Here is a 24,927-nt window from a genome sequence, read left to right as displayed (position 1 = left end):
AATACAACTCATTATAGCAGAGATTTACATAATAATAAAGTAAAACTTCTGATGTGAAATAAAATTAAGACATATAAAAATGCGGATAAATCCCAAATATTTTATAGTTTTTTTGTTACACTATAGGTGGATTTTGTAGTATGATGGTTACAGAAATAAACAGAGAGGAAACAGAACAGCGATGTTTGAGTCAATTGAAGAAGCAATTTCCGTATGGAAAGAGGAGTTTTCCTTTATTGAGGATGCGAAGGTCACAGGATATGACGGAGGGTATCCGGTTGTTGATTTTACGATCCATGAAGCTGCCTTCAGTCTGGTAAAGAGTGAGAGTAAATTCAAGCGTATCATACGATCTGCCGAGATGGAAGGCGGTATAGAAGTAGGAGTATCGACCTGTTTTTATAATACAGCATATGTCAGATGGAATCCGCCGGTCATGACGATCTGTGGTTATCCTGAGGTGATCAGCCGTATATTAAAAAAGATCATGTAAACTGCCCGGGTGAATAAAAAGAAATTCACCCGGGTATTTTATATGTATTGGGATAACAGATAGGAGGCGTATACATGAACCGGGCAATACGAACCGATCTTGCCATTGAGCTGCGGGAGGATATCAAGGACCGCGGGAAGATAGACGGGATCGAAATTGAAACAAGGATCAGCCAGGAAAAAATAAAGACGACTATTATACATGTAAATGACCAGACAGGAGCCGATACGTTGGGAAAACCGGTTGGCACTTATATCACCATTGAATGTCCGGAAATCCGGGAATTTGATGAGGATATCCATAAGCCGCTCTGTAAAGAGCTGGCACATGATCTGAAAAAAATGCTGGGAGAAGCCCGTTCCATCCTGGTTGTGGGACTGGGAAACCGGGAGGTAACACCGGATTCGCTGGGACCACTGGTGACCGATCATTTATTTATAACCAGACATTTGCAGATGGAGCATATACACCTGCAGGAAGAGCCGGAATATGAAATCTCTGCGATCTGTCCGGGTGTCATGGCCCAGACGGGGATCGAGACGGTGGAGATCATCCGTGGAATCTGTGACAATATTGATGTCGATGCAGTCGTTGTAGTCGATGCACTTGCCGCCCGGAGCAGCAGACGTTTAAATAAAACGATACAGCTTGCGGATACCGGTATCAGTCCGGGATCCGGTGTTGGGAATCATCGTACGGAGATCAATTCACAGACGATCGGAGCAAAGGTGATCGCTCTTGGTGTTCCAACCGTTATTTCAGTTCCGTCCATTATAGATGGTTCTCTGGATGTTATTGCAGATACATTTAACCAGTCTTATGGAAAAAAGCTGATGGAATCTTTTTCCGAACAGCAGCGATATGAGCTGGCATATCATCTGGCTGAACCGGAGCTTGCGGATATGTTTGTAACACCAAAAAATATCGATGAACTGGTAAAACGAATAAGCTTCACAATATCCGAAGCAATAAACAGCATGATTTTCACATAACCAACATATACTGGTAAATAACTAAAATAAGAGTATTTACTGGATGAAGAACAGACGGATCATAAGAAAAACAAAATACTGCCTTTTATGGGCCGGATTGTCGATACTGATCTGGTTCGCAAATTGTGACGCAACATATCGGATGGAATTGGTAAACCGGATGGTGAACTGGCTGTTTTTTGGAAATGGATACGAAACACAGACCGAAAATATGGAAACCGTGTCGGCATCCGGGAAATATCTGGAGGATATGCTGCAGGAATATTGTCTGGCAGGAGAACTGGTACAGGGAAGCGGACAGAAGGATCAGACTGTGTCGGCGGGACAGATGACGGATGAAAAAGGAACGGACAATCTGCCGGCGCAGACTGTGATCGCACTGGATCACCGGGCGAAAGCCATAGTTGCCGCCATGTCAGACAAATATGGATATATGCGGGAGAAACTGACGGATTATGATTATATGAGATCAAATTTTTATGTTATAGACAGTACAACAAGTGTATCCAGAGAAGAATTAAATGGACAGGATCTTGCTTCCATGGATCTGACGATCGATACAGAAGAAAAGAATTATAAGGTACTGATCTACCATACACACGGAACGGAGAGCTTTAAAGATTCCGAGCCGGGAAGGGTTGAGGATACCGTAATCGGACTTGGAGACTATCTGACTGAGCTTCTTGAAGAAAATTACGGGGTAGCAGTCTATCATGATACAACGGCCTATGATATGACAGGTGGAGAGTTAGATCGAAGTGCTGCTTATGATTATGCAAGAGAAGGGGTCCAGAAGATCCTTGCGGAGTATCCGTCCATTGAGGTCGTGATCGATCTTCACAGGGATGGGGTATCCGAAGATACATATCTGATCACGGAAATAGATGGCAAAAAAACAGCACAGGTCATGTTCTTAAACGGAGTGAGCCGTCTTAATAAGAATGGTGATATCGCATATCTTGCCAATCCGTACAAAACAGAGAATCTTGCATTCAGTCTGCAGATGTATCTGACAGCGCAGGCCAATTATGATTCCTTTGTAAGAAAGATATTTGTTAAGGGTTACCGGTATAATCTGGATCTGAAACCACGGTCGTTGTTAGTAGAAGTCGGAAGTCAGACGAACACAGTAGAAGAAGCAAAAAATGCCATGGAGCCGCTGGCTGCAATTCTCTACAAAGTATTGAGCGGAAAGTGAGATTGTGTTATGATAATGAACACGAAATTATTTGCCTGCAGGAATGCATGCTTAAAATAAAAAAGAGAAAAGAAATTCAGATACCGGAGGAAAACAGGATGGCTCATATAGATCAGTCAAAGATACGAAATTTTTGCATTATAGCGCATATCGATCATGGTAAATCGACACTTGCGGACAGAATTATAGAAAAGACAGGATTATTGACTGAACGTGAGATGCAGAATCAGGTGCTTGATAATATGGATCTGGAGCGGGAGCGTGGAATCACGATCAAGGCACAGTGCGTCCGTACGATCTATAAAGCACAGGATGGAGAGGAATATATCTTCAATCTGATCGATACTCCGGGACATGTGGATTTTAATTATGAAGTATCAAGAAGTCTGGCTGCCTGTGAGGGCGCGATCCTGGTTGTGGATGCTGCACAGGGAATCGAGGCACAGACACTTGCAAATGTATATCTTGCAATCGATCACGATCTGGATGTTATGCCGGTTATCAATAAGATCGATCTTCCTTCGGCAGAACCGGAGCGTGTGGTAAATGAAATTGAAGATGTGATCGGAATTGAAGCACAGGATGCTCCAAGGATATCGGCAAAGAACGGAATCAATATCGATCAGGTCTTAGAGCAGATCGTTACGAAGATACCGGCACCAGCAGGAGATCCGGAAAAGCCGCTTCAGGCGCTTATATTTGATAGTATTTATGATTCTTATAAAGGTGTTATCATATTCTGCCGTTTATTCGACGGTGTGGTAAAACGTGGAACATCCATTCGGATGATGGCAACCGGAGCAGTTGCAGAGGTAGTGGAAGTAGGAATCTTCGGGGCTGGCAGATTCGTTCCATGTGATGAGTTATCCGCAGGAATGGTAGGTTATATTACTGCCAGCTTAAAGAATGTCAGAGATACCACGGTCGGTGATACCGTTACAGATAACGACAATCCGTGTGCAGAGGCTCTTCCGGGATATAAGAAGGCACAGCCTATGGTCTATTGCGGACTTTATCCGGCAGATGGAGCCAAATATCCGGATCTTCGTGATGCATTAGAGAAGCTGCAGTTAAATGATGCGTCCTTAAGCTTTGAGCCGGAGACATCGATCGCACTTGGTTTCGGTTTCCGTTGCGGTTTCCTTGGACTTCTCCATTTGGAGATCATACAGGAGCGGTTGGAGCGAGAGTTTAATCTGGATCTGGTTACGACTGCACCGGGCGTTGTTTACCGTGTGCATACAACGGATGGCAAGATGATCGAACTGACGAATCCGTCCAATCTGCCGGATCCATCGAATATCGAATATATGGAAGAACCATTTGTATCCGCAGAGATCATGGTCACTACAGAATATGTGGGTGCGATCATGCAGCTTTGTCAGGAACGACGTGGCGTATATCAGGGAATGGAATATATGGAAGAAACCAGAGCACTGCTTCGATATGACCTTCCGTTAAATGAGATCATTTATGATTTCTTTGATGCTTTAAAATCAAGATCCAGAGGATATGCATCCTTTGATTATGAGATGAAGGGCTATGTACGAAGTGAGCTGGTGAAGCTGGATATTCTGATCAATAAAGAAGAGGTCGATGCGTTATCTTTCATTCTTCATCAGGACACTGCTTATGAACGCGGAAGAAAGATGTGTGAGAAATTAAAGCAGGAGATTCCAAGACATTTATTTGAGATTCCGATCCAGGCTGCAATCGGCAATAAGGTCATTGCCAGAGAGACAGTAAGAGCAGTCAGAAAGGATGTCCTTGCAAAATGTTACGGTGGAGATATCTCCCGTAAGAAGAAGCTTCTGGAGAAACAGAAGGAAGGAAAGAAACGTATGCGTCAGATCGGAAATGTAGAGATCCCGCAGCAGGCGTTTATGAGCGTATTAAAACTTGATGAGGAATAAATATAAAATAATTGCAGGTTATATCGGGACACTTAGAATGAAATAAATCAAATGTGATTTTGATATAAGAAGAAAGCAAATTACAGAAAAATGAGAAGGCAGGAAAAACACATGAGAAAAAATCTGAGTATTTATATACATATTCCGTTTTGCGTTAAGAAGTGTGTATATTGTGATTTCCTGTCTTTTGGTGCGGATGATCCGCAGATCAACCGGAGTGGGGCAGTCAGAAAAGCATATGTCCAGAGTATTTGCAGAGAATTATTGAGCTATAAAAGTATATCAAAGGACTATATTGTAAGAACGATATTTATAGGCGGAGGCACTCCGTCTATACTTTTGCCGGGCGAGATCATGAATATTCTGGCAACGCTTCGAAGCATCTTTAAGGTAGATGAAGCAGCAGAGATCACGATAGAGGTGAATCCGGGAACCCTGACCGCGATCAAGGCGGCAGAATATCTGGATGCAGGGATCAACCGTATGAGTATCGGACTGCAGTCTGCACACAATGATGAGCTTGCCATGCTTGGCAGGATCCATACATATGAGCAGTTCCTGGCTTCCTATCAGATGGCACGGGAGGCGGGCTTTCGGAATATCAACATTGATCTGATCTCTGCCATTCCTGGACAGACACTTCATTCCTATCTGGATACACTGGAACGGGTATTGAAGTGCAGACCAGAGCATATCTCCTCCTACAGTCTGATCGTGGAAGATGGTACGCCGCTCGCAGAGGATACGGAGCTTCTTGCAAAGCTCCCGGATGAGGAGGCTGACCGCGAAATGTATGAGGCAACCAGAAAGGTGCTTGAGATGTCAGGGTATAAGCGGTATGAGATTTCCAATTATGCAAAGCCCGGATATGAATGCCGGCATAATATTGTATACTGGACGATGGATGAATACATCGGACTTGGTATCGGTGCGGCTTCTTTTTTTAATGGAAGAAGATACTCAAATACATTGGATATGAAGCAGTATATCCGGACGATGGAGGATGTATTTGATAAACGGTCGGCCGATGAGATTTATCAGAGTCAGGCACTGGATACGATCCGTCATATTGATGAAACGGTTGATGTTGATACCCTGATGGAGGAATATGTGATCTTTGGACTGCGGATGACAAGAGGGATCAGTGCGGCAGATTTCTATGACCGGTTTGGACATTCCTTATATGATGTCTATGGGGATGTTATAAGAAGTTATGTGGCGAGCGGACATATGAAGGATGAGAAAGGAATGGTCTTTCTAACGAGAAAGGGAATCGATGTAAGCAACAGGATCCTTGTAGATTTTCTGCATGATGAAAACAAATGAGAGACGAAGGACAGGTTCGGATATGAAAAAAGAGACAGATGGGCAGAGAGAGACTGTCATAGAAGGGAAGGAACTGAATTATACCTATCCTGGAACGAAAACTCCGGTATGGGAGAAGAATCTGACATTTACGATCGATAAAGGAGAAATCGTCGGGTTGGCAGGGCAAAATGGAAGCGGGAAAAGCACGTTGCTCCGGCTACTGGCAGGATTTATTCCATGGGAAATCAACAGGTGTTCGGGGCAGATGATTACCGGAATATCAGAACGGGATATGGCATGTGTGATCGACAGACCTTCTTTCTTTTCCGATCTTTCTGTGCGGGATAATCTGAGACTGATGGATCGTATGAATGGAGAAAAAGGGCTTATGGATGAGAAGCTGGCAGAACTTCTGGGAATCCATGAATTTGATCGGATCAAAGCATCTAAGCTGTCACTAGGTAATAAACAGAAGCTGGCGCTGTGTCTTGCAATTCATAGGGAAACAAAGCTGGCACTACTGGATGAACCTTTAAACGGATTGGATCCATTTACCAAAGCTTCCGTTCTTTCCTGTCTGAGAAAATGGAGAAAGCAGGGGATGGCTGTTATCCTTACCAGCCATATACCAGGGGATCTGGAACAGATCTGTGACCGGATATTGTATCTTTAAAACAAAAGAAATTCGATTCGGATATCAATACAGAAGAAACCATCAGAGAAACAGAAGGCAACTTTGGTTATTTCTTAATTAACAGGAGCAGGCAACAGTATGAATATTTACGGAGCAGAAGTATTTCGGTATAGCAAAAGCTTTTATGGCAGGATGATCATGATCCTGGTAGTGCCATTTGCATGCCTTACAGCAGCATTTCTTTATTATATAAGTAATGGGATAAGCAGTGACTTTCTGGCGGCGGCAGGCTTCTCAGAACAGACGGTCGCAGCGATCAAAGGCCAGATGAGCGGAATTGCTTATATTGCCTCTTCCTTTTCTGCATCCGAACTTCTGATCCTTCTTATGATGCTTCCGGTTATCCTTCATATATCTGAAGATTATGAACAGAATACATTGCGCTGTGAATTACAGAGAAGCAAGAGCAGAACAGCCTGTTATATTGCAAGAATGCTGGCAGCAGTTACTTATGCCTGGGGCATTTTATTGGAATATATTTTGATTTCCGGGGTGATAGCTGCTTTATTTTTCAGAAGCTCCCATGAAATGTCAGTAGCTTCCCGGACTGGAAAAACAGTGCTTGCGATCGTGCTGCAGTTTATAGTGACCGGAGCGTGTGTGATGTTTGTATTTATGCTGACATCCCTGATCCGTCATTCCGTCTTGTCTATGACAACGATAGTCCTGCTGGTATTCTTATTTACACCGGGATATCGTGTTCTTGTGGATCTGTTTGAGCTTCCGTCCGGAGTAAAACAGATTTGGATCATAGAACTTTTGAGTACCACAAGTGATCTTGCATTTAACAGAACAGATGTATTGATCATGCTAGTGGTCGGTCTTTTATATGCTGTGATTTCTACAAGTCTCGGCGTTCATTTTTTCAAAGTTCAAAAGTTATAAATTTTCTTGATTTTTTTCAAAATAAATGTTGACAAACAAGGGAGTGGGTGTTAGATTAATTTTAGTGGTTAGCACTCGGAGTATTTGAGTGCTAACAAAACGAAAGGGATGAGCAGATGGAACTTGACGAGAGAAAAGTCAAAATTCTGAAAGCTATCGTTTCCAATTATTTAGAGACCGGAGAACCTGTAGGATCGCGGACGATTTCAAAGTATACAGATTTGAATCTGAGTTCAGCGACGATCAGGAATGAGATGTCTGATCTGGAGGACATGGGTTATATATGTCAGCCACATACATCTGCAGGAAGAATTCCAACGGACAAAGGATATCGGTTCTACGTTGACAGCCTTATGAATGAGAAGATAGAGGCTGAGACAGAGAAGGGAAATCTTCTTGAACGAGTTGATAAGATGGAGAAGATGCTGAAGCAGGTTGCCCGGGTATTAGCGGCAAATACGAATTATGCCACACTGGTTACCACACCTCAGTATAATAATACCGTGAAGTTTATACAGCTTTCCAAGGTTGCTGAGTCAAAGCTTCTTGCGGTGATCATGGTGGATGGAAATATCGTAAAGAATAAGCTGATCGATACCACGTACGATCTGAAGAATGACGAGATTTTAAAATTCAATATTTTATTAAACACATTCCTTCAGGGAGCTGCATTAGAAGATATTAATCTGGAACTGATACAGACGATGAAGACACAGGCAGGTGAGTATGCAGATATTTTAGAAACCATATTCCAGGGGATTATGGAAGCCATTCATGAAGCAGATGATCTGAAGGTTTACACAAGCGGAATGACCAACATGTTAAAGTATCCGGAATTAATGGATTCTGCGACAGCAGAGAAGCTGCTTGGAACTTTTGAAGACATAGAAGACAAAGAAGACTTTGTAAAATATGTAGAAGAAGTTATCAATAAAGATAACTCTGATATAGAGATCCGAATCGGTGATGAAAATTCCAGTGAGGATCTGAAAGATTGCTCCCTTGTAACGGCAACTTATAAGATGCCGGAAGGCGCAAAAGGAACTATAGGTATCATCGGTCCGAAACGTATGGACTATAAGAAAGTCGTTACGATGTTAAAAAATCTGACCGATGAATTGGATGATATATTTAATAATAACGAATAGGGGGTCCGATAATGGCAGACACCAAGAAAGATACTAAGAAAGTAAAGACAGATGAAAAGGCAGCAGAAACAATTGTAGATGAAGTTACAGCAGAGTCAGCAGATACTGCAGAAACAACAACTACAGATGTGAATGTTACAGAAACCGTGGATGTCCCTGAAGAGCAGGCGGAAGCAGCAAAACCGAAGCCGGTTGCAAAAGAGAACAGACGTGGCAGTAAGGCTTTAAGAGAAGAAAATGATAAATTGAAAGAACGCTGTCAGGATGCAGAAGACAAATATAAACGTCTTCTTGCAGAGTGCGAGAATATCCGCCAGAGAAATGAAAAGGAGTCATCCAAAATGTATGATTTCGGAGCGAAGGATGTTCTTGGAAAATTACTTCCGGTAGTTGACAACTTTGAAAGAGCGATTGCAGCAATTCCGGAAGAGGATAAAGACAGACCGTTTGAAGCAGGAGTTGATAAAATCTACAAATCACTCATGACTTCACTGGAATCCATCGGTGTTACCCCGATGAACTGCGAGGGTGAACAGTTTGATCCGGCGTTCCACAATGCAGTAATGCATGTAGAGGATGAGAATTACGGAGAGAACGTGATCGTCGAAGAGATGCAGCGTGGTTACATGTATAAGGATCAGGTATTACGATTCAGCATGGTAAAGGTTGCAAACTAATAGTCAAATGACTATAGCATATAAATTTTATTAAATTAAGAAAACAGAATTTTATTTAGGAGGAATATAATCATGGGTAAGATAATTGGTATTGACTTAGGTACAACAAATTCATGTGTAGCAGTAATGGAAGGTGGTAAGCCTGTTGTTATTGCGAATACAGAAGGTATGAGAACTACACCATCTGTAGTAGGTTTCTTAAAGACAGGAGAGAGAGTAGTAGGTGAGCCTGCAAAACGTCAGGCAGTTACAAATGCAGATAAGACAATTTCATCCATCAAGCGTCATATGGGTACAGATTACAGAGTAGAGATCGATGGTAAGAAGTATTCACCGGAAGAGATTTCAGCTATGATTCTTCAGAAACTGAAATCCGATGCAGAAGGATATCTCGGTGAGAAGGTTACAGAGGCCGTTATCACAGTACCTGCTTACTTCTCAGATGCACAGAGACAGGCAACAAAGGATGCCGGTAAGATTGCAGGACTTGATGTAAAGCGTATCATCAACGAGCCTACAGCAGCAGCTCTTTCTTATGGTCTTGATAATGAGCAGGAGCAGAAGATCATGGTATATGACTTAGGTGGTGGTACATTTGATGTATCTATCATAGAGATTGGTGAAGGTGTCATTGAAGTATTAGCAACAGCCGGTGATAATAAGCTTGGTGGTGATGACTTTGATAATGCTGTTACACAGTATATGTTAGATGAGTTCAAGAAGGCAGAAGGTATTGATCTTTCAAGCGATAAGATGGCTATGCAGAGATTAAAGGAAGCAGCAGAGAAGGCAAAGAAAGAGCTTTCATCCGCTATGACAACAAACATCAACCTTCCTTTCATTACAGCAAATCAGGATGGACCAAAGCATTTTGATATGAACCTGACAAGAGCAAAATTTGATGAGTTAACAGCAGATCTGGTTGACAGAACAAAGGTACCTGTTCAGACAGCACTGGAAGATGCAGGACTTACTGCAGCAGATCTTGATAAGGTATTATTAGTTGGTGGTTCTACACGTATCATCGCCGTACAGGAAGAAGTTAAGAGATTAACAGGTAAAGAGCCGTTCAAGGGTATCAACCCTGATGAGTGTGTTGCAATCGGTGCATCTATCCAGGGCGGTAAGCTTGCAGGTGATGCCGGTGCCGGTGAGATTCTTCTTCTTGATGTTACACCACTTACACTTTCTATCGAAACAATGGGTGGTATCGCAACACATCTGATCGAGAGAAACACTACAATTCCTACAAAGAAGAGCCAGATTTTCTCAACAGCACAGGATAATCAGGATGCCGTTGATATCAACGTAGTACAGGGTGAAAGACAGTTTGCAAAAGATAATAAGAGTCTTGGACGTTTCAGACTGGATGGTATCGCTCCTGCAAGAAGAGGCGTTCCTCAGATCGAAGTATCATTCGATATCGATGCGAATGGTATCGTAAATGTATCTGCTAAGGATCTCGGAACAGGAAGAGAACAGCACATTACAATTACTTCCGGTACATCACTTTCAGATGATGATATCGAGAGAGCAGTAAAAGAAGCTGCAGAATACGAAGCACAGGATAAGAAACGTAAGGAAGGCATTGAAGCAAGAAATGAAGCAGATGCACTTGCATTCCAGACAGAAAAAGCACTGAATGAAGTCGGAGATAAGCTTTCAGATGCAGATAAGTCTGCCGTACAGGCTGACTTAGACTCATTAAAGTCAACAATTGAAAGCACGGATGCAGAGAATATGACAGATCTTGATGTGGATAAGATCAAGGCGGCTAAGGATAAGCTTATGGAAAGTGCTCAGAATCTGTTCGCTAAGCTTTATGAGCAGAATGGTCCCGGAGCAAATGCAGGAACAGGTACAGGTACACCGGACTTTTCAGAGGGTGATGTAGTAGATGGAGATTTCACAGAGGTTTAAGCCTTGAAATAATATGAAATGTAGTCTATAGTAAATATCTGACAGTAAAACAGGAAAATTGTTTCCTGTTTTACTGTGGATATGAAAGTATATCGCAGATGAAAGGTTAAAAGTTATGGCAGAAACAAAAACTGATTACTATGAGGTCCTTGGTGTAACCAAGAATGCCTCAGAGGCAGAGATAAAAAAAGCATATCGTGTCGTAGCCAAGAAATATCATCCTGATATGAACCCGGGCGATGCGGAAGCTGAAAGAAAATTTAAAGAAGCAGCGGAAGCTTATGCAGTACTTAGTGACCCGGAGAAGCGAGCAAAATATGATCAGTATGGTCATGCGGCATTTGATCCAAATGCCGGCGGCAGTGGCTTTGGTGGCTTCGGCGGCTTTGATTTTGCTGATATGGGAGATATTTTCGGAGATATTTTCGGAGATATGTTCGGTGGTGGAAGCAGACAGAGAAATTCAAACGGACCTGTAAAGGGTGCTAACATCAAGACAACGATCAGAGTTGCTTTTGAGGAAGCAATATTTGGTACACAGAAAGAACTGGATCTTCCATTAAAGGATGAATGTGAAGTATGTAAGGGAACCGGTTCACAGCCGGGACATCAGCCGGAGGTTTGTGGCAAATGCGGCGGAAAAGGTCAGATCGTTACAACACAGCAGTCCTTGTTTGGCGTAGTAAGAAATGTATCGACTTGTCCGGACTGTGGCGGATCCGGTAAGATCATTAGATATAAATGTAGCAACTGTGCGGGAACCGGTTATGTAAAGAGCAGAAAGAAGATTCAGATCGCTGTTCCGCCTGGAGTAGATAACGGAACCAATATCCGTATCAAAGGAAAAGGTGAACCTGGATTTAATGGTGGTGAAAGAGGAGATCTTCATGTTACGATCCTTGTTGATCGTCATCCGAAGTTCCAGAGACAGGAATACAATCTTTACTCCTCCGAACCGATCTCATTCACACAGGCAGCACTGGGTGGAAATATTAAGATCCATACGATCGAGGGAGAGATTGATTACACGATCCCACCAGGAACACAGACCGATACCAAGGTTAAGCTGAAGGGAAAAGGTGTGCCAAACCTGAAGAATCCTACTCAGCGTGGTGATCATTATGTAACACTGGTTGTACAGGTTCCTGAGAAGCTGACTGCAGAACAGAAGCGTATTTTGAATGAATACGAGCAGGCAACATTGGTTGAGACCAGACCTGTAACAGATTCGGTAGGAACATCATTCTCGTTTGGAGATCACAAAAAAAGAAAGAAGAAATAGGTAAATAGATTATGAAATGGACACAAATCACGATTGAAACAACGTGTGAGGCTGTCGATTTACTCAGCGCCTTCCTCGATGAGGAAGGCGTTTTGGGTATAGAAGTCGATGACAATGTGCCTCTGACAGATGAAGAAATGGCAGCGATGTTTGTAGATCTTCTGCCGGATGAGATGCCGACGGATGACGGAACAGCAAAGGTTTCCTGCTATCTGAATGATTCCTTTGACAAGGAAGAGATAAAAACAAAGATCAAAAACGAACTGGAACGGTTGTCAGAATTTATTCCGGTTGGAGCCTGTAATATCATAGAATCCGAGACGGAAGATGTGGACTGGATGAATAACTGGAAAGCATATTTTAAACCGTTTCGTCTGTATGATAATATCGTTATCAAACCAACCTGGGAGGATGCACCTTCTGACGTAACAGATGATGATATTGTGATCGATATTGATCCGGGTGCAGCATTTGGAACCGGTTCCCATGAGACAACCAGATTATGTATCGGACAGTTGAAGAAATATATGAAAGAAGGAGATCTGGTTCTTGACTGTGGAAGCGGAAGCGGGATTCTTTCCTTTGTATGCAGTAATCTTGGCGCAAAAGAGGTTCTTGGAATTGATATAGATGAAACTGCGGTTCATGTCAGCATCGAGAACAGGGAGATCAACCATATTACTGAAGATCAGGTTCAGTTCCTCTGTGGCAATGTGCTTGCAGATAAAGAGCTTGTCCAGTCGATTGAGCCGAAATATGATATCGTAGTTGCGAATATTCTTGCAGATGTAATCATCCCACTTTCCGGTGTTGTACAGCAGTTTATGAAGGATGATGCGAAGTTTATCTGTTCCGGAATTATCAATACAAAAGAAGATGAGGTCAGACAGGCACTTCTTGACAATCACTTCAGAATAGTGGATACTGTCTCTATGAAAGACTGGATCAGTTTTGTAGCTGAGAAGGATAATTAGTCATAAAGAGACAGGATTGGGAAGATGAATCGTTTTTTTGTAGATTTTGATGGACGGGAATTTGATAAGAGCATTGATATTACCGGTGAGGATGTCAATCATATTAAGAATGTTCTTCGTTTAAAAGTAAATGATGAGATCATAATAAGTGATGGCAGGGGTAGAGATTACCGCTGCCAGATTTCAGTTATGGATCATGAAAAAGTGGTTGCAGATATTCTGGATGTATGTGATAATTTTGCAGAACTTGAAACAGGGATTACGTTGTTTCAGGGATTTCCAAAGGCAGATAAAATGGAATGGATCATCCAGAAGACGGTAGAACTTGGTGTGATCAGGATCGTACCGGTTATGACGAAACGGACGGTTGTCAAGCTGGATGCGAAGAAAGCAGGAAAGAAGACGGAACGTTATCAGGCAATCGCACTTGCGGCGGCGAAGCAGTCGGGCAGAGGCATAATCCCGGAGGTGACGGCTCCCGTAACATGGAAAGAGGCTCTTGCTATGGCAAAGGAGCTTGATATGAATATGATCCCATATGAGGAAGCAGAAGGAGTCGCATATTCGAAAGAGGTCTTTGCATCGATCAAAGGAAAGAAAAGTCTTGGTATATTTATAGGTCCGGAAGGTGGATTTGCCAGAGAAGAAGTCAAGACAGCGGTAGCTATGGGCGCGAAGATGGTCACACTTGGACACAGAATTTTGCGTACAGAGACGGCAGGAATGGCGGTTATGTCGATCATAATGTTTGAACTGGAAGAGGATAGATAGAGATGGAAGCATATTTTGATAATGCAGCAACAACAAAGGTATTTCCGGAAGTGAAAGATCTGGTAGTAAAATTAATGGAAGAAGATTATGGAAATCCTTCTTCCTTGCATCAGAAAGGTCTGGATGCAGGACACTATATCAAGGAGACAAAAGAGATTCTTGCAAAAGAATGGAAGGTAGACAGCAAAGAGATCGTGCTGACTTCCGGTGGAACGGAATCTAATAATCTTGCGTTGATCGGAGCGGCACTTGCGAATAAAAGAAGTGGTAACCGGATTATAACTTCTAAGGTGGAACATGCATCCGTATCAAGTACGATGGCATTTTTGGAGAGTCTTGGATTTGAAGTTGTATATCTGAATGTAGATCACCAGGGAATCGTGGATCTGGAACAATTAGAACAGGAAGTGAATGAGGATACGATCCTTGTATCTGTTATGTATGTAAATAATGAGATTGGTGCAGTAGAGCCGATTCAGGAGATTGCAGAGATTATCAAAGAAAAGAATCCGAAGACGCTCTTTCATGTGGATGCGATTCAGGCATTTGGCAAATATCACATTTACCCGAAACGGATGGGTATCGATCTGATGTCTGTAAGTGGTCATAAGATACATGGACCAAAAGGAACGGGAGCGTTGTTTATCAAGAACCGTACGAAGGTGAAGCCAATCATATACGGCGGCGGACAGCAGGATGGAATGCGGTCAGGTACAGAAAATGTTCCGGGATTTGCAGGATTTGGACTGGCAACAAAGATAGTTTATGAAGATCTGGAAGCCAGAATTGTTCGTATGCGGGCGGTAAAAGACCGTTTGACCGAACGACTAAAGACACTTCCGGATGTATATATCAATGAAGGGGAAGCACCACATATCCTAAGTGTATCATTTGTTGGTGTTCGAAGCGAAGTGATGCTGCATGCATTAGAAGAACGGGAAATCTATGTTTCTTCCGGATCGGCATGTTCGTCGAATAAACCGGCAGTCAGCCATGTATTGTCTTCGATCGGTTTGCAGAAGAATCGGTTGGAATCCACGATCCGTTTCAGTTTTTCGGCAGAGAACACAGTGGAACAGGCAGACTATGCAGCAGATGTGATAGAGGAGATCCTGCCGGTTTATAGAAAATATGTCAGAAAAAAGTAGTATCAAACGAATGGAAAGTTTGTTTATAATAGTAAAAAACAGGTGAAGAATAAATAAACAGGATGAAAATTGGAGGTTGAGAGAAGTATATGCAGTATAAGGCATTTATGATCAAATATGCTGAGATCGGTACAAAAGGAAAAAACCGGTATATATTTGAAGATATCCTTGTAAAAAACATTAATCGTAAGATCAAAAATTATGGTGATTTTTATATCCGCAAGGAACAGGGAAGGATCTTTATTGAAGCAAAATCAGACTATGATTATGAAGATGTAGTGAATGCACTGACCAAGGTATTCGGTATCGTTGGAATCTGCCCGATCGTGGTAGAGGAGGATACATCGTTTGAAGCGATCAAAGGAAAGGTGATCGCATATGTGGATCAGGCATATCGTAAGAAGAACTTTACCTTTAAAGTAAATACAAGAAGAAATGATAAAAGCTATCCTATGACCTCAATGGAGGTAAATGCGGAGCTTGGTCATTATCTGTTAGAGGCATTTCCGGATACTTCCGTTGATGTTCATGAACCGGATGAGATCATAAATGTAGAGATCCGGAAGACGGTATATATTTATTCGATCACGATTCCAGGCCCGGGAGGACTTCCGGTTGGTACAAATGGCAAGGGAATGGCATTATTATCCGGTGGAATTGACAGCCCGGTTGCAACTTATATGATTGCAAAACGTGGAGTTCAGATGGAAGCGGTATATTTTCATGCACCGCCATTTACCAGTGAACGTGCCAAAGAAAAGGTAATTGATCTGGCGTGTCTGGTTGCGGATTATGCAGGTGCGATCAAGTTACATGTTGTAAACTTTGCAGATGTTCAGATGGCAATCTATGATAACTGTCCGCACGAGGAACTTACGATCATTATGAAGCGTTATATGATCAAGATAGCAGAAGAGCTGGCAAAGAGAAATGACTGTCAGTGTACGGTGACGGGAGAAAGTATCGGGCAGGTATCCAGCCAGACGGTATTCAGTCTTGCTGTTATCAATGATGTCAGTACTTTGCCGGTATTCCGTCCATGTATCGGACTGGATAAGCAGGAGATCGTTGACATATCAGAGAAAATCGGAACCTATGAGACTTCGATCCTTCCTTATGAGGACTGCTGTACAACATTTGTAGCAAAGCACCCGGTAACAAAACCGATATTATCTGCGATCGAGAAATCGGAAGCAAAGCTTGCCGGTATTATCGAACCGTTATATGAAAAAGCGTTAGAGTCTGTAGAAACTGTAATGTGCAGATCACAGAGATAAGATGAAAAAGCTTGCCACTACAAAGGCGGCAAGCTTTTTTATGCAGAATGACTGTCGGAACGGGCATTCTGTATGTATGCAAATAGGCGGTTATGATTATTCAACAACGTAAGGCTTGATTGCTGCAAGAATATCAGCAAGATCCTTGTCATCAGCGTGAATGTTTAATTCAATTGGCTTTGAAATATCAAGGCTGAATATACCCATAATTGATTTTGCATCAATAACATAACGTCCTGAGATGAGGTCGAATTCTGCGTCGAATTTTGCAATTTCATTGCAGAATGCTTTTACCTTATCGATTGAATTTAAAGAAACCATTAATGCTTTCATGATTGCCCTCCTAAAAGTTAGATTATCCGGAGTCATAATGACCGCGGATGTTTATATATTTATAATATCTTTTGGAGAGGGAAAAGTCAATAATAAGAAAGGAAAAATAAGGAATGTTGAAGGGAAAAACAGTAGCCCCTCTGACACTGGGCTGCAAGGTAAATCAATACGAGACAGATGGTATGATCGAACTCTTAAAAGAGGCTGGTATGACGGCTGTTTCCTTCGAAGAAAAAGCAGATGTGTATCTGATAAATACATGCTCTGTTACCAATATGGCAGATAAAAAGTCCAGACAGATGATACACAGAGCCAAGAAGCTGAATCCGGATGCGGTTGTAATAGCAGCGGGCTGTTATGTGCAGGCGGCAAAAGATAAGCTGATGGAAGATGACAGGATATCTATTATCATCGGAAATAATAAAAAGAAGGACATTGTGCAGATCCTTGAAGACTATCTGGAGATCGGAGTGACGGACGAAGGCATGCTCGATATTGCGGCAGAAAAGGAATATGAACCGCTTACGATCAACAGTACCTTAGAACATACACGGGCATATGTGAAGATTCAGGATGGATGTAACCAGTTCTGCTCTTATTGTATTATTCCGTACGTTAGAGGAAGAATCCGGAGCCGGGAGCTTGCATCGATTACAGAAGAAGTAGAACGTCTGGCACAGACCGGAGTAAAAGAGATTGTTCTGACAGGTATCCATATCTCATCTTATGGCAATGATAAGGAAAATGAGGTAGGACTCGCAGATGTAATTGACGCAATCTCAAAAATTGAATCAATTGAACGGATCCGTCTTGGTTCTCTGGAACCGGGTATCATTACAGATACATTTATAGATCGTATTGTGGATAATAAAAAGGTATGTCCGCATTTCCATTTAAGCCTGCAAAGTGGCTGCAATACAGTATTGAAACGGATGAACCGGAAATATACTTGTGAAGAATACTTTGAAAAATGTGAGATGCTTCGTAAGGCATTTGACCGCCCGGCTTTGACAACAGATGTGATCGTAGGCTTTCCGGGAGAAACGGATGAAGAATTTCAGGAAACGGTTGACTACCTGACGAAACTTAATCTGTATGAAATGCATATATTTAAATTTTCACCGAGACAGGGAACGGTTGCGGCCGGTATGAGGGATCAGATCGGACCGGAGATCAAGAATCAGAGGAGCGATGTGCTGCTGGCATTATCTGAAAAGAACAAACATGCATATGAAGCTTCTTTTCGGGGAGAAACTCTGGAGGTTCTGATTGAAGAAAAAGTCCGGAGAAATGGAAAAGACGGATACCGTGGACATACAGAACGCTATATAGATATTTTTGTAGAGAAAGAATGTATGCATAGGATTTGTGGACGAGAAGTGGATATCATCAATCATATAGTGCAGATTCCATATGGCATGGAATAGACAGCCGGTGGGGGAAAATTATGCATGAATTGCGTGGAACATATACAAATATGCGGCTTTAGGTTGAATTTTGCGTGATTTTATATTATTATAGGGTAAGATTTTTTTGCAAAGATGCCGATGGCACTTGATAAAAGTAAGGATGTGAGTATATGAATAATAGAGAAAATACACAACATATTGCACAACTGAAAGATAATACAATAGATGTAACACAGATCATTGGACAGGTTTATGAGGCTTTGACAGAAAAAGGATATAATCCGGTCAGCCAGCTTGTTGGTTATATTATGAGTGGAGATCCTACATATATCACCAGCTATAAGAATGCAAGAAGTCTGATCATGAAGGCAGAACGGGATGAGATCATTGAAGTTCTGTTTGAAGATTACATCAAGAATAATCTGATCAAGTAGATGAAGAGTGCATCAGAATAATCGAATCAGGTAGAGAGAAGAACAGGATAAGAGTATGCGGATAATTGGATTGGACTACGGAACAAAGACAGTAGGAGTTGCGGTCAGTGATGCGCTGATGATCACGGCACAGCCACTTGAAACAATAGAAAGAAAATCAGCAAACAAGCTTCGACAGACACTTGCGAGAATAGAGAGTATCATTGAAGAATATCAGGCGGAACGGATCGTTCTCGGATATCCGAAGAATATGAATAATACGATTGGAGAACGGGCAGAAGCGACCGAACAGTTTAAAGAAGATCTGGAACGCAGGACAGGCCTGGAAGTGATCCTGTGGGATGAAAGACTCTCTACGGTAGAAGCAGAACGGATTTTAATGGATACCGGAGTCAGAAGAGAAAACCGGAAGCAGTATGTGGACAAGATGGCTGCTGCGGTTATTTTGCAGAATTATCTTGATAGTCAGGCTCATGAAGGGCAGACAGAATAGTCGAAAGGATTAAACAGAATGGAAAACGACAGCATAGTATTTACAGATGAAGATGGCAATGAGGTTGCTTTTTCTGTTATGGAGCAGACAACTCTTGGCGGAGTGAATTACCTGCTTGTTACAGAAGATGGAGACGATGAGGATGATGGTTCTTTCCTGATCCTGAAGGAGAATGCTTCAGACAGTGAAGGTGAGATGGCAGCGTTTGATATCGTTGAAGATGACAAAGAATTAGAAGCAGTTATGAAGATATTTGAAGAACTGCTAGAGGACGTAGATTTGGAGGTATAGAACATTGAAAAAATTGAATAGTGATGCAGTAAAGATCATTCCATTGGGCGGATTGGAACAGATTGGAATGAACATTACTGCAATAGAGTATGAGGACTCTATTATAGTCATTGACTGCGGTCTGGCATTCCCTGAGGACGATATGTTAGGAATCGATCTTGTAATACCGGATGTCACTTACCTTAAGGAAAACGCGGACAAAGTCAAAGGACTTGTGGTTACCCATGGTCATGAGGATCATATCGGAGCCATTCCTTACATTGAGAAAGAACTCAATATGCCGATTTACGCAACAAAGCTTACGATGGGACTGATCGAGAATAAACTGAAAGAACATAATCTGATGAACAACACCAGACGTAAGGTTGTAAAATATGGACAGAATATCATTCTTGGAAAATTCCGGATAGAATTTATTAAGACGAACCATTCGATTGCTGATTCCGCAGCATTGGCGATCTATACGCCGGCAGGACTGCTTGTCCATACCGGAGATTTCAAGATTGATTATACACCGGTATTTGGAGACATGATCGATCTCCAACGTTTTGCGGAACTTGGAAAAAAAGGCGTTCTGGCACTGATGGCAGATTCCACAAATGCAGAACGTGAGGGCTTTACAAAGTCAGAAAAGACAGTAGGAAGAACCTTTGATAATCTGTTCAATGATAATCAGAATCATCGTATTATCATTGCTACATTTGCATCGAATGTAGATCGTGTGCAGCAGATTATCAATTCGGCATATAAATATGGCAGAAAAGTAATCATCGAAGGAAGAAGTATGGTGAATATCATCAGTACAGCTTCTGAACTCGGATATATTGATATACCGGACAACACGCTGATCGATATCAGCCAGATCAAGAATTATCCGGATGAGAAGCTGGTTCTGATCACGACAGGAAGCCAAGGTGAAAACATGGCTGCCTTATCAAGGATCGCAGCATCGATCCATAATAAGATCTCTATCATGCCGGGAGATGTGGTCATATTCAGTTCGCACCCGATCCCTGGTAATGAAAAAGCGGTATTCAAGGTGATCAATGAGCTGGAAATGAAAGGTGCTCATGTAATTTTTGAAGATACACATGTATCCGGACATGCATGCAGAGAGGAATTGAAGCTGATCTATGCACTCACAAAACCAAAATATGCGATACCAGTACATGGTGAGTACAGACATCTGAAGCGCCATGCAGAGCTGGCACAGGAGATGGGTATTCCAAAAGAGAATATCAAGATCCTGACAACAGGAGATGTTCTGGAAGTCAGTGAGGATAAACTGGAAGTAACCGGAAAAGTTCCTGCACAGGGAGTCTTTGTTGACGGACTTGGAGTTGGAGATGTTGGAAATATCGTTTTAAGAGACAGACAACTTCTGTCGCAGAATGGTCTTCTGATCATCGTAGTGACACTCGATAAATACAGCAATAACCTGATTGCAGGACCGGATATCGTTTCCCGTGGATTTGTATATGTCAGAGAATCGGAAACATTGATGGAAGACTGCCGTGCCGTAGTAGAAGAAGCACTGGAGAAATGCCTGCGGAAGAATATTACCGACTGGGGCAAGATCAAGACAACCATCAAGGATTCCTTAAGTGAATTCCTTTGGAAGCGGACGAAGAGAAGCCCGATGATCCTTCCAATCATTACCGAAGTATAAATTGTCCTGAAAAATAGTGTCCATGCACAGATGCAGGTTAAGAAGAAAAGAGGAAACAGACATGAGTGATGTTGTTGAACTCAGCAAAAAACTGAATGAAACGATAAAGGAGTCAGAATTCTACAGAAATTATCTGACCTGCCGTGAACGGCTGTATGAACATCCGGATCTTCTCCGGGGACTGAATGAATTCAAGAAAAGAAATTCAGAGATCCAGAACCGTGGCTCTGTGGATAATCCATACGATGAGGTGGTTGCACTGTTTGAGGAGTATGACGCAATCGTTCACGACACGATCGTGAATGATTTCCTTCGGGCAGAACGAAAGCTGTGCAGGATGTTGAAAACGATGTATGATGAGATTGCAGATGGTCTGGATGTTGACATAAAGCAGTAGGATATGATAAAACAGTTACGAGAAGTGTCTGGATGGACACCGTAAGATAAGGAGAACAGATATGGCTATAGATAGTGCTGTAACAATGAAACGGATATTGCGGTTTGCGATAGGCTTACTGGTAAATGTATTTATCCTGTTTATACTTGTGAAAGTGTTTGCGTTTGGCTTTAGCTTTGCCTATGATGTATTTGCCAGCAATAGCTGTAAGGATAAATCTGATACAAAGGTAGTCACAGTCACAGTTCTGCCGGATTCTTCGATCAAGGATGTATGCGAGACTCTGGATGATGCCGGAGTTGTAAAAAATGCATATGCACTGATGGTGCGTATCCGAATCGGATCTTATGCAGCAAAGATAAAACCTGGAACATATGAGATCGCACCAAGTTATACAAATGATGAGATCATAACGATCATAACAGGTGGAACTCTGGATAGTGACAGTAAGAAAAGTGGAGATAATAAATGATAACAGATGAGAGAATTGCATCCTTCATAAATTCATTCAACAATGACTATGATGATGCAATAACTGCTATCAGAAAAGAAGCAGAAGAGCAGGGGGTTCCTATCATACGAAGAGAGGCCGGAGAATTTATCAGGCTTCTTCTGAGAATGAAGAAACCGGTAAATATACTGGAGATAGGAACTGCGGTAGGCTTTTCTGCTATTTTTATGAGCAGGTTTATTGCAGAGGGTGGACATATCACAACAATTGAAAACTATCAGCCGAGAATTGATCGGGCAAAAGAGAATATAAAGCTGGCAGGTGCAGAAAAGAAGATCACTCTGTTAGAGGGAGATGCAAATGAGATCCTGCCGACATTGTCGGATCAATATGATCTGGTCTTTATGGATGCTGCAAAAGGTCAGTATGGAAGCTTTTTCCAGAAGGTGGTTCCTTTACTTGCGCCGGAAGGAATCCTGCTATGTGATAATGTGCTGCAGGATGGAGATGTACTGGAATCGCGGTTTGCAGTAACCAGAAGAAACCGGACAATTCATGCCAGAATGCGGGAATATCTGTATGAATTAAAGCATGATGAACGGCTGGATACAGCCATCCTGAATATAGGAGATGGAATGAGCCTATCGGTGAAAAAAACGGCTGATAAAAAGGATCATTGAAAAAGTAGTGGATCAATGAAAAAACAAGAAGATATTAACAGGCGGATGGCAACAGACTAAAAGGTGATGTCATCTGTACGGAAAGAAAAGAAGAGGGTTTTGAAAGATATGGCAGAACGTAAAGTGGAACTGCTTGTTCCGGCAGGTAGTCTTGAGGTATTAAAGGTTGCAGTAGATTATGGTGCGGATGCAGTCTATATTGGCGGACAGGCATATGGACTTCGTGCAAAAGCAGATAATTTTTCGATTGAAGAAATGAAAAAGGCTGTGAAATATGCGCATGCAAAGAATGCAAAGGTATATGTGACAGCAAATATATTTGCACATAATTATGATATTGAAGGAATGAAGGCATATTTTGAGCAGTTGAAGGATACCGGTGTCGATGCGGTTTTGGTATCAGATCCGGGTATTTTTATGCTGGCAAAGGAAACCATGCCTGATATGGAACTTCATATCAGCACCCAGGCAAATAACACGAATTACCTGACGTATAACTTCTGGTATAATATGGGGGCAAAACGAGTGGTCACAGCCAGAGAGCTGTCACTTGTGGAGATTAAACAGATCAGAGAACATATTCCGGAGGATATGGAGATTGAGTCCTTTATGCATGGAGCAATGTGCATTTCCTATTCCGGACGCTGCCTGCTTAGCAGTTATTTTACAGGAAGAGATGCAAATCGTGGAGCATGTACACATCCATGTAGATGGAAGTATCACATTGTAGAAGAAACAAGACCGGGCGAGTACATGCCGGTCAATGAAGATGACAGGGGTACTTATATTTTTAATTCCAAAGATCTTTGTATGATTGAGCATATCCCGGAAATGATCGATGCCGGAATTGACAGCTTTAAGATTGAGGGAAGAATGAAAACGGCACTATATGTTGCAACGGTAGCAAGAACCTATCGTAAAGCAATTGATGACTATATGGAATCTCCGGAGTTGTACCGGTCAAATATGGAATATTATAAATCAGAAATTGCAAAATGCACATACCGTCAGTTTACAACTGGATTTTATTTTGGAAAAACAGATCAGGATTCTCAGATCTATGATAATAACACATATATTAAAAACTGTACTTATATAGGCAATGTACAGGAGGTTACAGAGGACGGACTGGTTGCATTTGAACAGAAAAACAAATTCTCGGTCGGAGAAGAGATAGAATGTATGAACTTTGATGGAACCAATACGGTCTGCCGGGTTGAGGAGATCTACAATGACCGGATGGAACCGATGGAATCAGCACCGCATCCAAAGATGCAGTTGTATGTAAAACTGGACCGCCCGGTATCAGCGGGAATGATACTCAGACGGCAGGAGCTTTCGGAATAGGTCAGGCTTCAAGCTGCCTGCGGATCTTCTGTAATGCCCGTTTTTCGATCCTGGAGACATAGGAACGGGAAATCCCCATCTGGCTGGCAATCTCTTTTTGTGTGCGTGGAGGGTGACCGTATAGACCATAACGACGGATGATAAGGCTGGCTTCCTGCTCGGACAGACAGTGCTTCAGACAGTATGGAAGACGGTTTATGTGGTAAGCATGCACCATAGAATCCAGAATAGTTGCTTCATCCTGACTGATGATGTCGATCAGATTGATCTCATTTCCTTCTTTGTCGGTACCAATCGGTTCAAACAGGGAGACTTCGCGGGCGTATTTTCTGGAGTGACGGAGCATCATGAGCAGCTCGTTGTCGATACACCTGGAAGCGTATGTGACCAGACGGTTGCCTTTGGCATGGTCGTAGGAATCGATCGCCTTGATAAGACCGATGGTTCCGACGGAGAGCAGATCATCATTGTCAGCGGTTCCAATGTATTTTTTTGCAATATGGGCGACCAGACGCATATTGGATTCGATCAGAATCCGCCGCGCATCGGCATCCCCTGCCCTGCATAATTTCAGATAATATTCTTCCTGATCCGGTAAAAGGGGTTTTTTAAATGCCTGCATAGAAAATAGACCCCTAGCGATTTGTATATATTTTATGATTAAAATGTGGAAAAAGTGCATATCCCAAAAAATAAAATTGGTAAAATGTGAAAAAAATTTAAAAAAATTGACTAAATTCTGT

Annotated in this window: 26 protein-coding genes; 24 read left to right on the top strand and 2 right to left on the bottom strand. The window is 42.2% G+C overall.

The features are described 5' to 3' along the window. Window positions 1–181 precede the first annotated feature (181 nt). The 15 genes from DWY07_RS00690 (at window position 182) to thiI (ending at window position 16,680) form a co-directional block, all read left to right on the top strand. Window positions 182–493: a hypothetical protein gene (locus DWY07_RS00690; RefSeq protein ID WP_021943476.1), complete on the top strand. Its 312-nt coding sequence runs from the start codon at window positions 182–184 to the stop codon at window positions 491–493. Between the two features lie 74 nt (window positions 494–567). Further along, the gene (gene gpr, locus DWY07_RS00685; RefSeq protein WP_117785464.1) at window positions 568–1,485 is read left to right on the top strand and encodes a GPR endopeptidase; all 918 of its coding nucleotides are present in this window, start codon (window positions 568–570) and stop codon (window positions 1,483–1,485) included. Window positions 1,486–1,528: 43 nt separating this feature from the next. After that, entirely contained in the window at window positions 1,529–2,683 is a 1,155-nt protein-coding gene (gene spoIIP, locus DWY07_RS00680) for a stage II sporulation protein P (RefSeq protein WP_117807358.1), read from the top strand. A 98-nt stretch (window positions 2,684–2,781) separates the two neighbouring features. Next, window positions 2,782–4,596, top strand: a complete 1,815-nt coding sequence (lepA, locus tag DWY07_RS00675) for a translation elongation factor 4 (RefSeq protein ID WP_008403015.1) — start codon at window positions 2,782–2,784, stop codon at window positions 4,594–4,596. Window positions 4,597–4,707: 111 nt separating this feature from the next. Continuing rightward, window positions 4,708–5,922 (top strand): radical SAM family heme chaperone HemW, encoded by a 1,215-nt coding sequence (gene hemW, locus DWY07_RS00670; RefSeq protein WP_117821931.1) that lies wholly within the window; start codon window positions 4,708–4,710, stop codon window positions 5,920–5,922. 22 nt (window positions 5,923–5,944) lie between these two features. Next, a complete protein-coding gene (locus tag DWY07_RS00665; protein WP_173783366.1) occupies window positions 5,945–6,577 on the top strand; it encodes an ABC transporter ATP-binding protein in 633 nt (210 codons plus the stop codon). 99 nt (window positions 6,578–6,676) lie between these two features. Next, window positions 6,677–7,483, top strand: a complete 807-nt coding sequence (locus DWY07_RS00660; protein WP_117807361.1) for a hypothetical protein — start codon at window positions 6,677–6,679, stop codon at window positions 7,481–7,483. Window positions 7,484–7,599: 116 nt separating this feature from the next. Continuing rightward, the gene (gene hrcA, locus DWY07_RS00655; RefSeq protein ID WP_021943470.1) at window positions 7,600–8,631 is read left to right on the top strand and encodes a heat-inducible transcriptional repressor HrcA; all 1,032 of its coding nucleotides are present in this window, start codon (window positions 7,600–7,602) and stop codon (window positions 8,629–8,631) included. 11 nt (window positions 8,632–8,642) lie between these two features. Beyond that, complete coding sequence (gene grpE / locus DWY07_RS00650; RefSeq protein ID WP_021943469.1) at window positions 8,643–9,308, top strand: nucleotide exchange factor GrpE; 666 nt, start codon at window positions 8,643–8,645, stop codon at window positions 9,306–9,308. Window positions 9,309–9,380: 72 nt separating this feature from the next. Beyond that, the gene (gene dnaK / locus DWY07_RS00645) at window positions 9,381–11,228 is read left to right on the top strand and encodes a molecular chaperone DnaK (RefSeq protein WP_117807362.1); all 1,848 of its coding nucleotides are present in this window, start codon (window positions 9,381–9,383) and stop codon (window positions 11,226–11,228) included. Window positions 11,229–11,343: 115 nt separating this feature from the next. Then, window positions 11,344–12,510 (top strand): molecular chaperone DnaJ, encoded by a 1,167-nt coding sequence (dnaJ, locus tag DWY07_RS00640; protein ID WP_117821930.1) that lies wholly within the window; start codon window positions 11,344–11,346, stop codon window positions 12,508–12,510. Between the two features lie 11 nt (window positions 12,511–12,521). Continuing rightward, window positions 12,522–13,484, top strand: coding sequence for a 50S ribosomal protein L11 methyltransferase (gene prmA / locus DWY07_RS00635; protein ID WP_117807363.1), 963 nt, complete (start codon window positions 12,522–12,524; stop codon window positions 13,482–13,484). A gap of 24 nt (window positions 13,485–13,508) precedes the next feature. After that, window positions 13,509–14,255, top strand: coding sequence for a 16S rRNA (uracil(1498)-N(3))-methyltransferase (locus DWY07_RS00630; RefSeq protein ID WP_117807364.1), 747 nt, complete (start codon window positions 13,509–13,511; stop codon window positions 14,253–14,255). Between the two features lie 2 nt (window positions 14,256–14,257). Further along, window positions 14,258–15,403 carry a cysteine desulfurase family protein gene (locus DWY07_RS00625; RefSeq protein ID WP_117807365.1) on the top strand — a complete coding sequence of 382 codons (1,146 nt, stop codon included), beginning with the start codon at window positions 14,258–14,260 and terminating at the stop codon, window positions 15,401–15,403. Window positions 15,404–15,492: 89 nt separating this feature from the next. Beyond that, window positions 15,493–16,680, top strand: a complete 1,188-nt coding sequence (thiI, locus tag DWY07_RS00620; RefSeq protein WP_117807366.1) for a tRNA uracil 4-sulfurtransferase ThiI — start codon at window positions 15,493–15,495, stop codon at window positions 16,678–16,680. A gap of 96 nt (window positions 16,681–16,776) precedes the next feature. On the opposite strand, the gene DWY07_RS00615 is transcribed toward thiI, so the two are convergent. Further along, window positions 16,777–17,013, bottom strand: coding sequence for an HPr family phosphocarrier protein (locus tag DWY07_RS00615; protein WP_021943462.1), 237 nt, complete (start codon window positions 17,011–17,013; stop codon window positions 16,777–16,779). Window positions 17,014–17,126: 113 nt separating this feature from the next. On the opposite strand from DWY07_RS00615, the gene mtaB reads away from it, so the two are divergent. From mtaB to DWY07_RS00570, 9 genes are all read left to right on the top strand, one after another. After that, window positions 17,127–18,440 (top strand): tRNA (N(6)-L-threonylcarbamoyladenosine(37)-C(2))-methylthiotransferase MtaB, encoded by a 1,314-nt coding sequence (mtaB, locus tag DWY07_RS00610; protein WP_117807367.1) that lies wholly within the window; start codon window positions 17,127–17,129, stop codon window positions 18,438–18,440. A gap of 152 nt (window positions 18,441–18,592) precedes the next feature. Next, window positions 18,593–18,856 (top strand): IreB family regulatory phosphoprotein, encoded by a 264-nt coding sequence (locus DWY07_RS00605; protein WP_021943460.1) that lies wholly within the window; start codon window positions 18,593–18,595, stop codon window positions 18,854–18,856. Window positions 18,857–18,911: 55 nt separating this feature from the next. Continuing rightward, a complete protein-coding gene (ruvX, locus tag DWY07_RS00600) occupies window positions 18,912–19,349 on the top strand; it encodes a Holliday junction resolvase RuvX (protein WP_021943459.1) in 438 nt (145 codons plus the stop codon). 18 nt (window positions 19,350–19,367) lie between these two features. Next, entirely contained in the window at window positions 19,368–19,640 is a 273-nt protein-coding gene (locus tag DWY07_RS00595) for a DUF1292 domain-containing protein (RefSeq protein ID WP_008403031.1), read from the top strand. Window positions 19,641–19,644: 4 nt separating this feature from the next. Further along, entirely contained in the window at window positions 19,645–21,309 is a 1,665-nt protein-coding gene (locus DWY07_RS00590; protein WP_021943458.1) for a ribonuclease J, read from the top strand. 61 nt (window positions 21,310–21,370) lie between these two features. After that, complete coding sequence (locus DWY07_RS00585) at window positions 21,371–21,706, top strand: YlbF family regulator (protein ID WP_117785451.1); 336 nt, start codon at window positions 21,371–21,373, stop codon at window positions 21,704–21,706. A gap of 61 nt (window positions 21,707–21,767) precedes the next feature. After that, the gene (locus DWY07_RS00580) at window positions 21,768–22,178 is read left to right on the top strand and encodes an endolytic transglycosylase MltG (protein ID WP_021943456.1); all 411 of its coding nucleotides are present in this window, start codon (window positions 21,768–21,770) and stop codon (window positions 22,176–22,178) included. Beyond that, window positions 22,175–22,837 (top strand): O-methyltransferase, encoded by a 663-nt coding sequence (locus tag DWY07_RS00575; protein ID WP_021943455.1) that lies wholly within the window; start codon window positions 22,175–22,177, stop codon window positions 22,835–22,837. Before DWY07_RS00580 ends, DWY07_RS00575 begins: the two co-directional genes overlap by 4 nt. Window positions 22,838–22,945: 108 nt before the next feature. Beyond that, window positions 22,946–24,184 carry a U32 family peptidase gene (locus tag DWY07_RS00570; RefSeq protein ID WP_117785523.1) on the top strand — a complete coding sequence of 413 codons (1,239 nt, stop codon included), beginning with the start codon at window positions 22,946–22,948 and terminating at the stop codon, window positions 24,182–24,184. A 1-nt stretch (window position 24,185) separates the two neighbouring features. Here DWY07_RS00570 and sigK read toward each other — a convergent pair whose 3' ends face one another. Continuing rightward, the gene (sigK, locus tag DWY07_RS00565) at window positions 24,186–24,866 is read right to left on the bottom strand and encodes an RNA polymerase sporulation sigma factor SigK (RefSeq protein ID WP_117785449.1); all 681 of its coding nucleotides are present in this window, start codon (window positions 24,864–24,866) and stop codon (window positions 24,186–24,188) included. Between the last annotated feature and the right edge of the window lie 61 nt (window positions 24,867–24,927).

Origin of the sequence: Clostridium sp. AF23-6LB (assembly GCF_003461085.1) — a bacterium.
Classification (GTDB): domain Bacteria; phylum Bacillota; class Clostridia; order Lachnospirales; family Lachnospiraceae; genus Coprococcus; species Coprococcus ammoniilyticus.
This window is presented reverse-complemented; position numbering and strand designations above follow the sequence as displayed.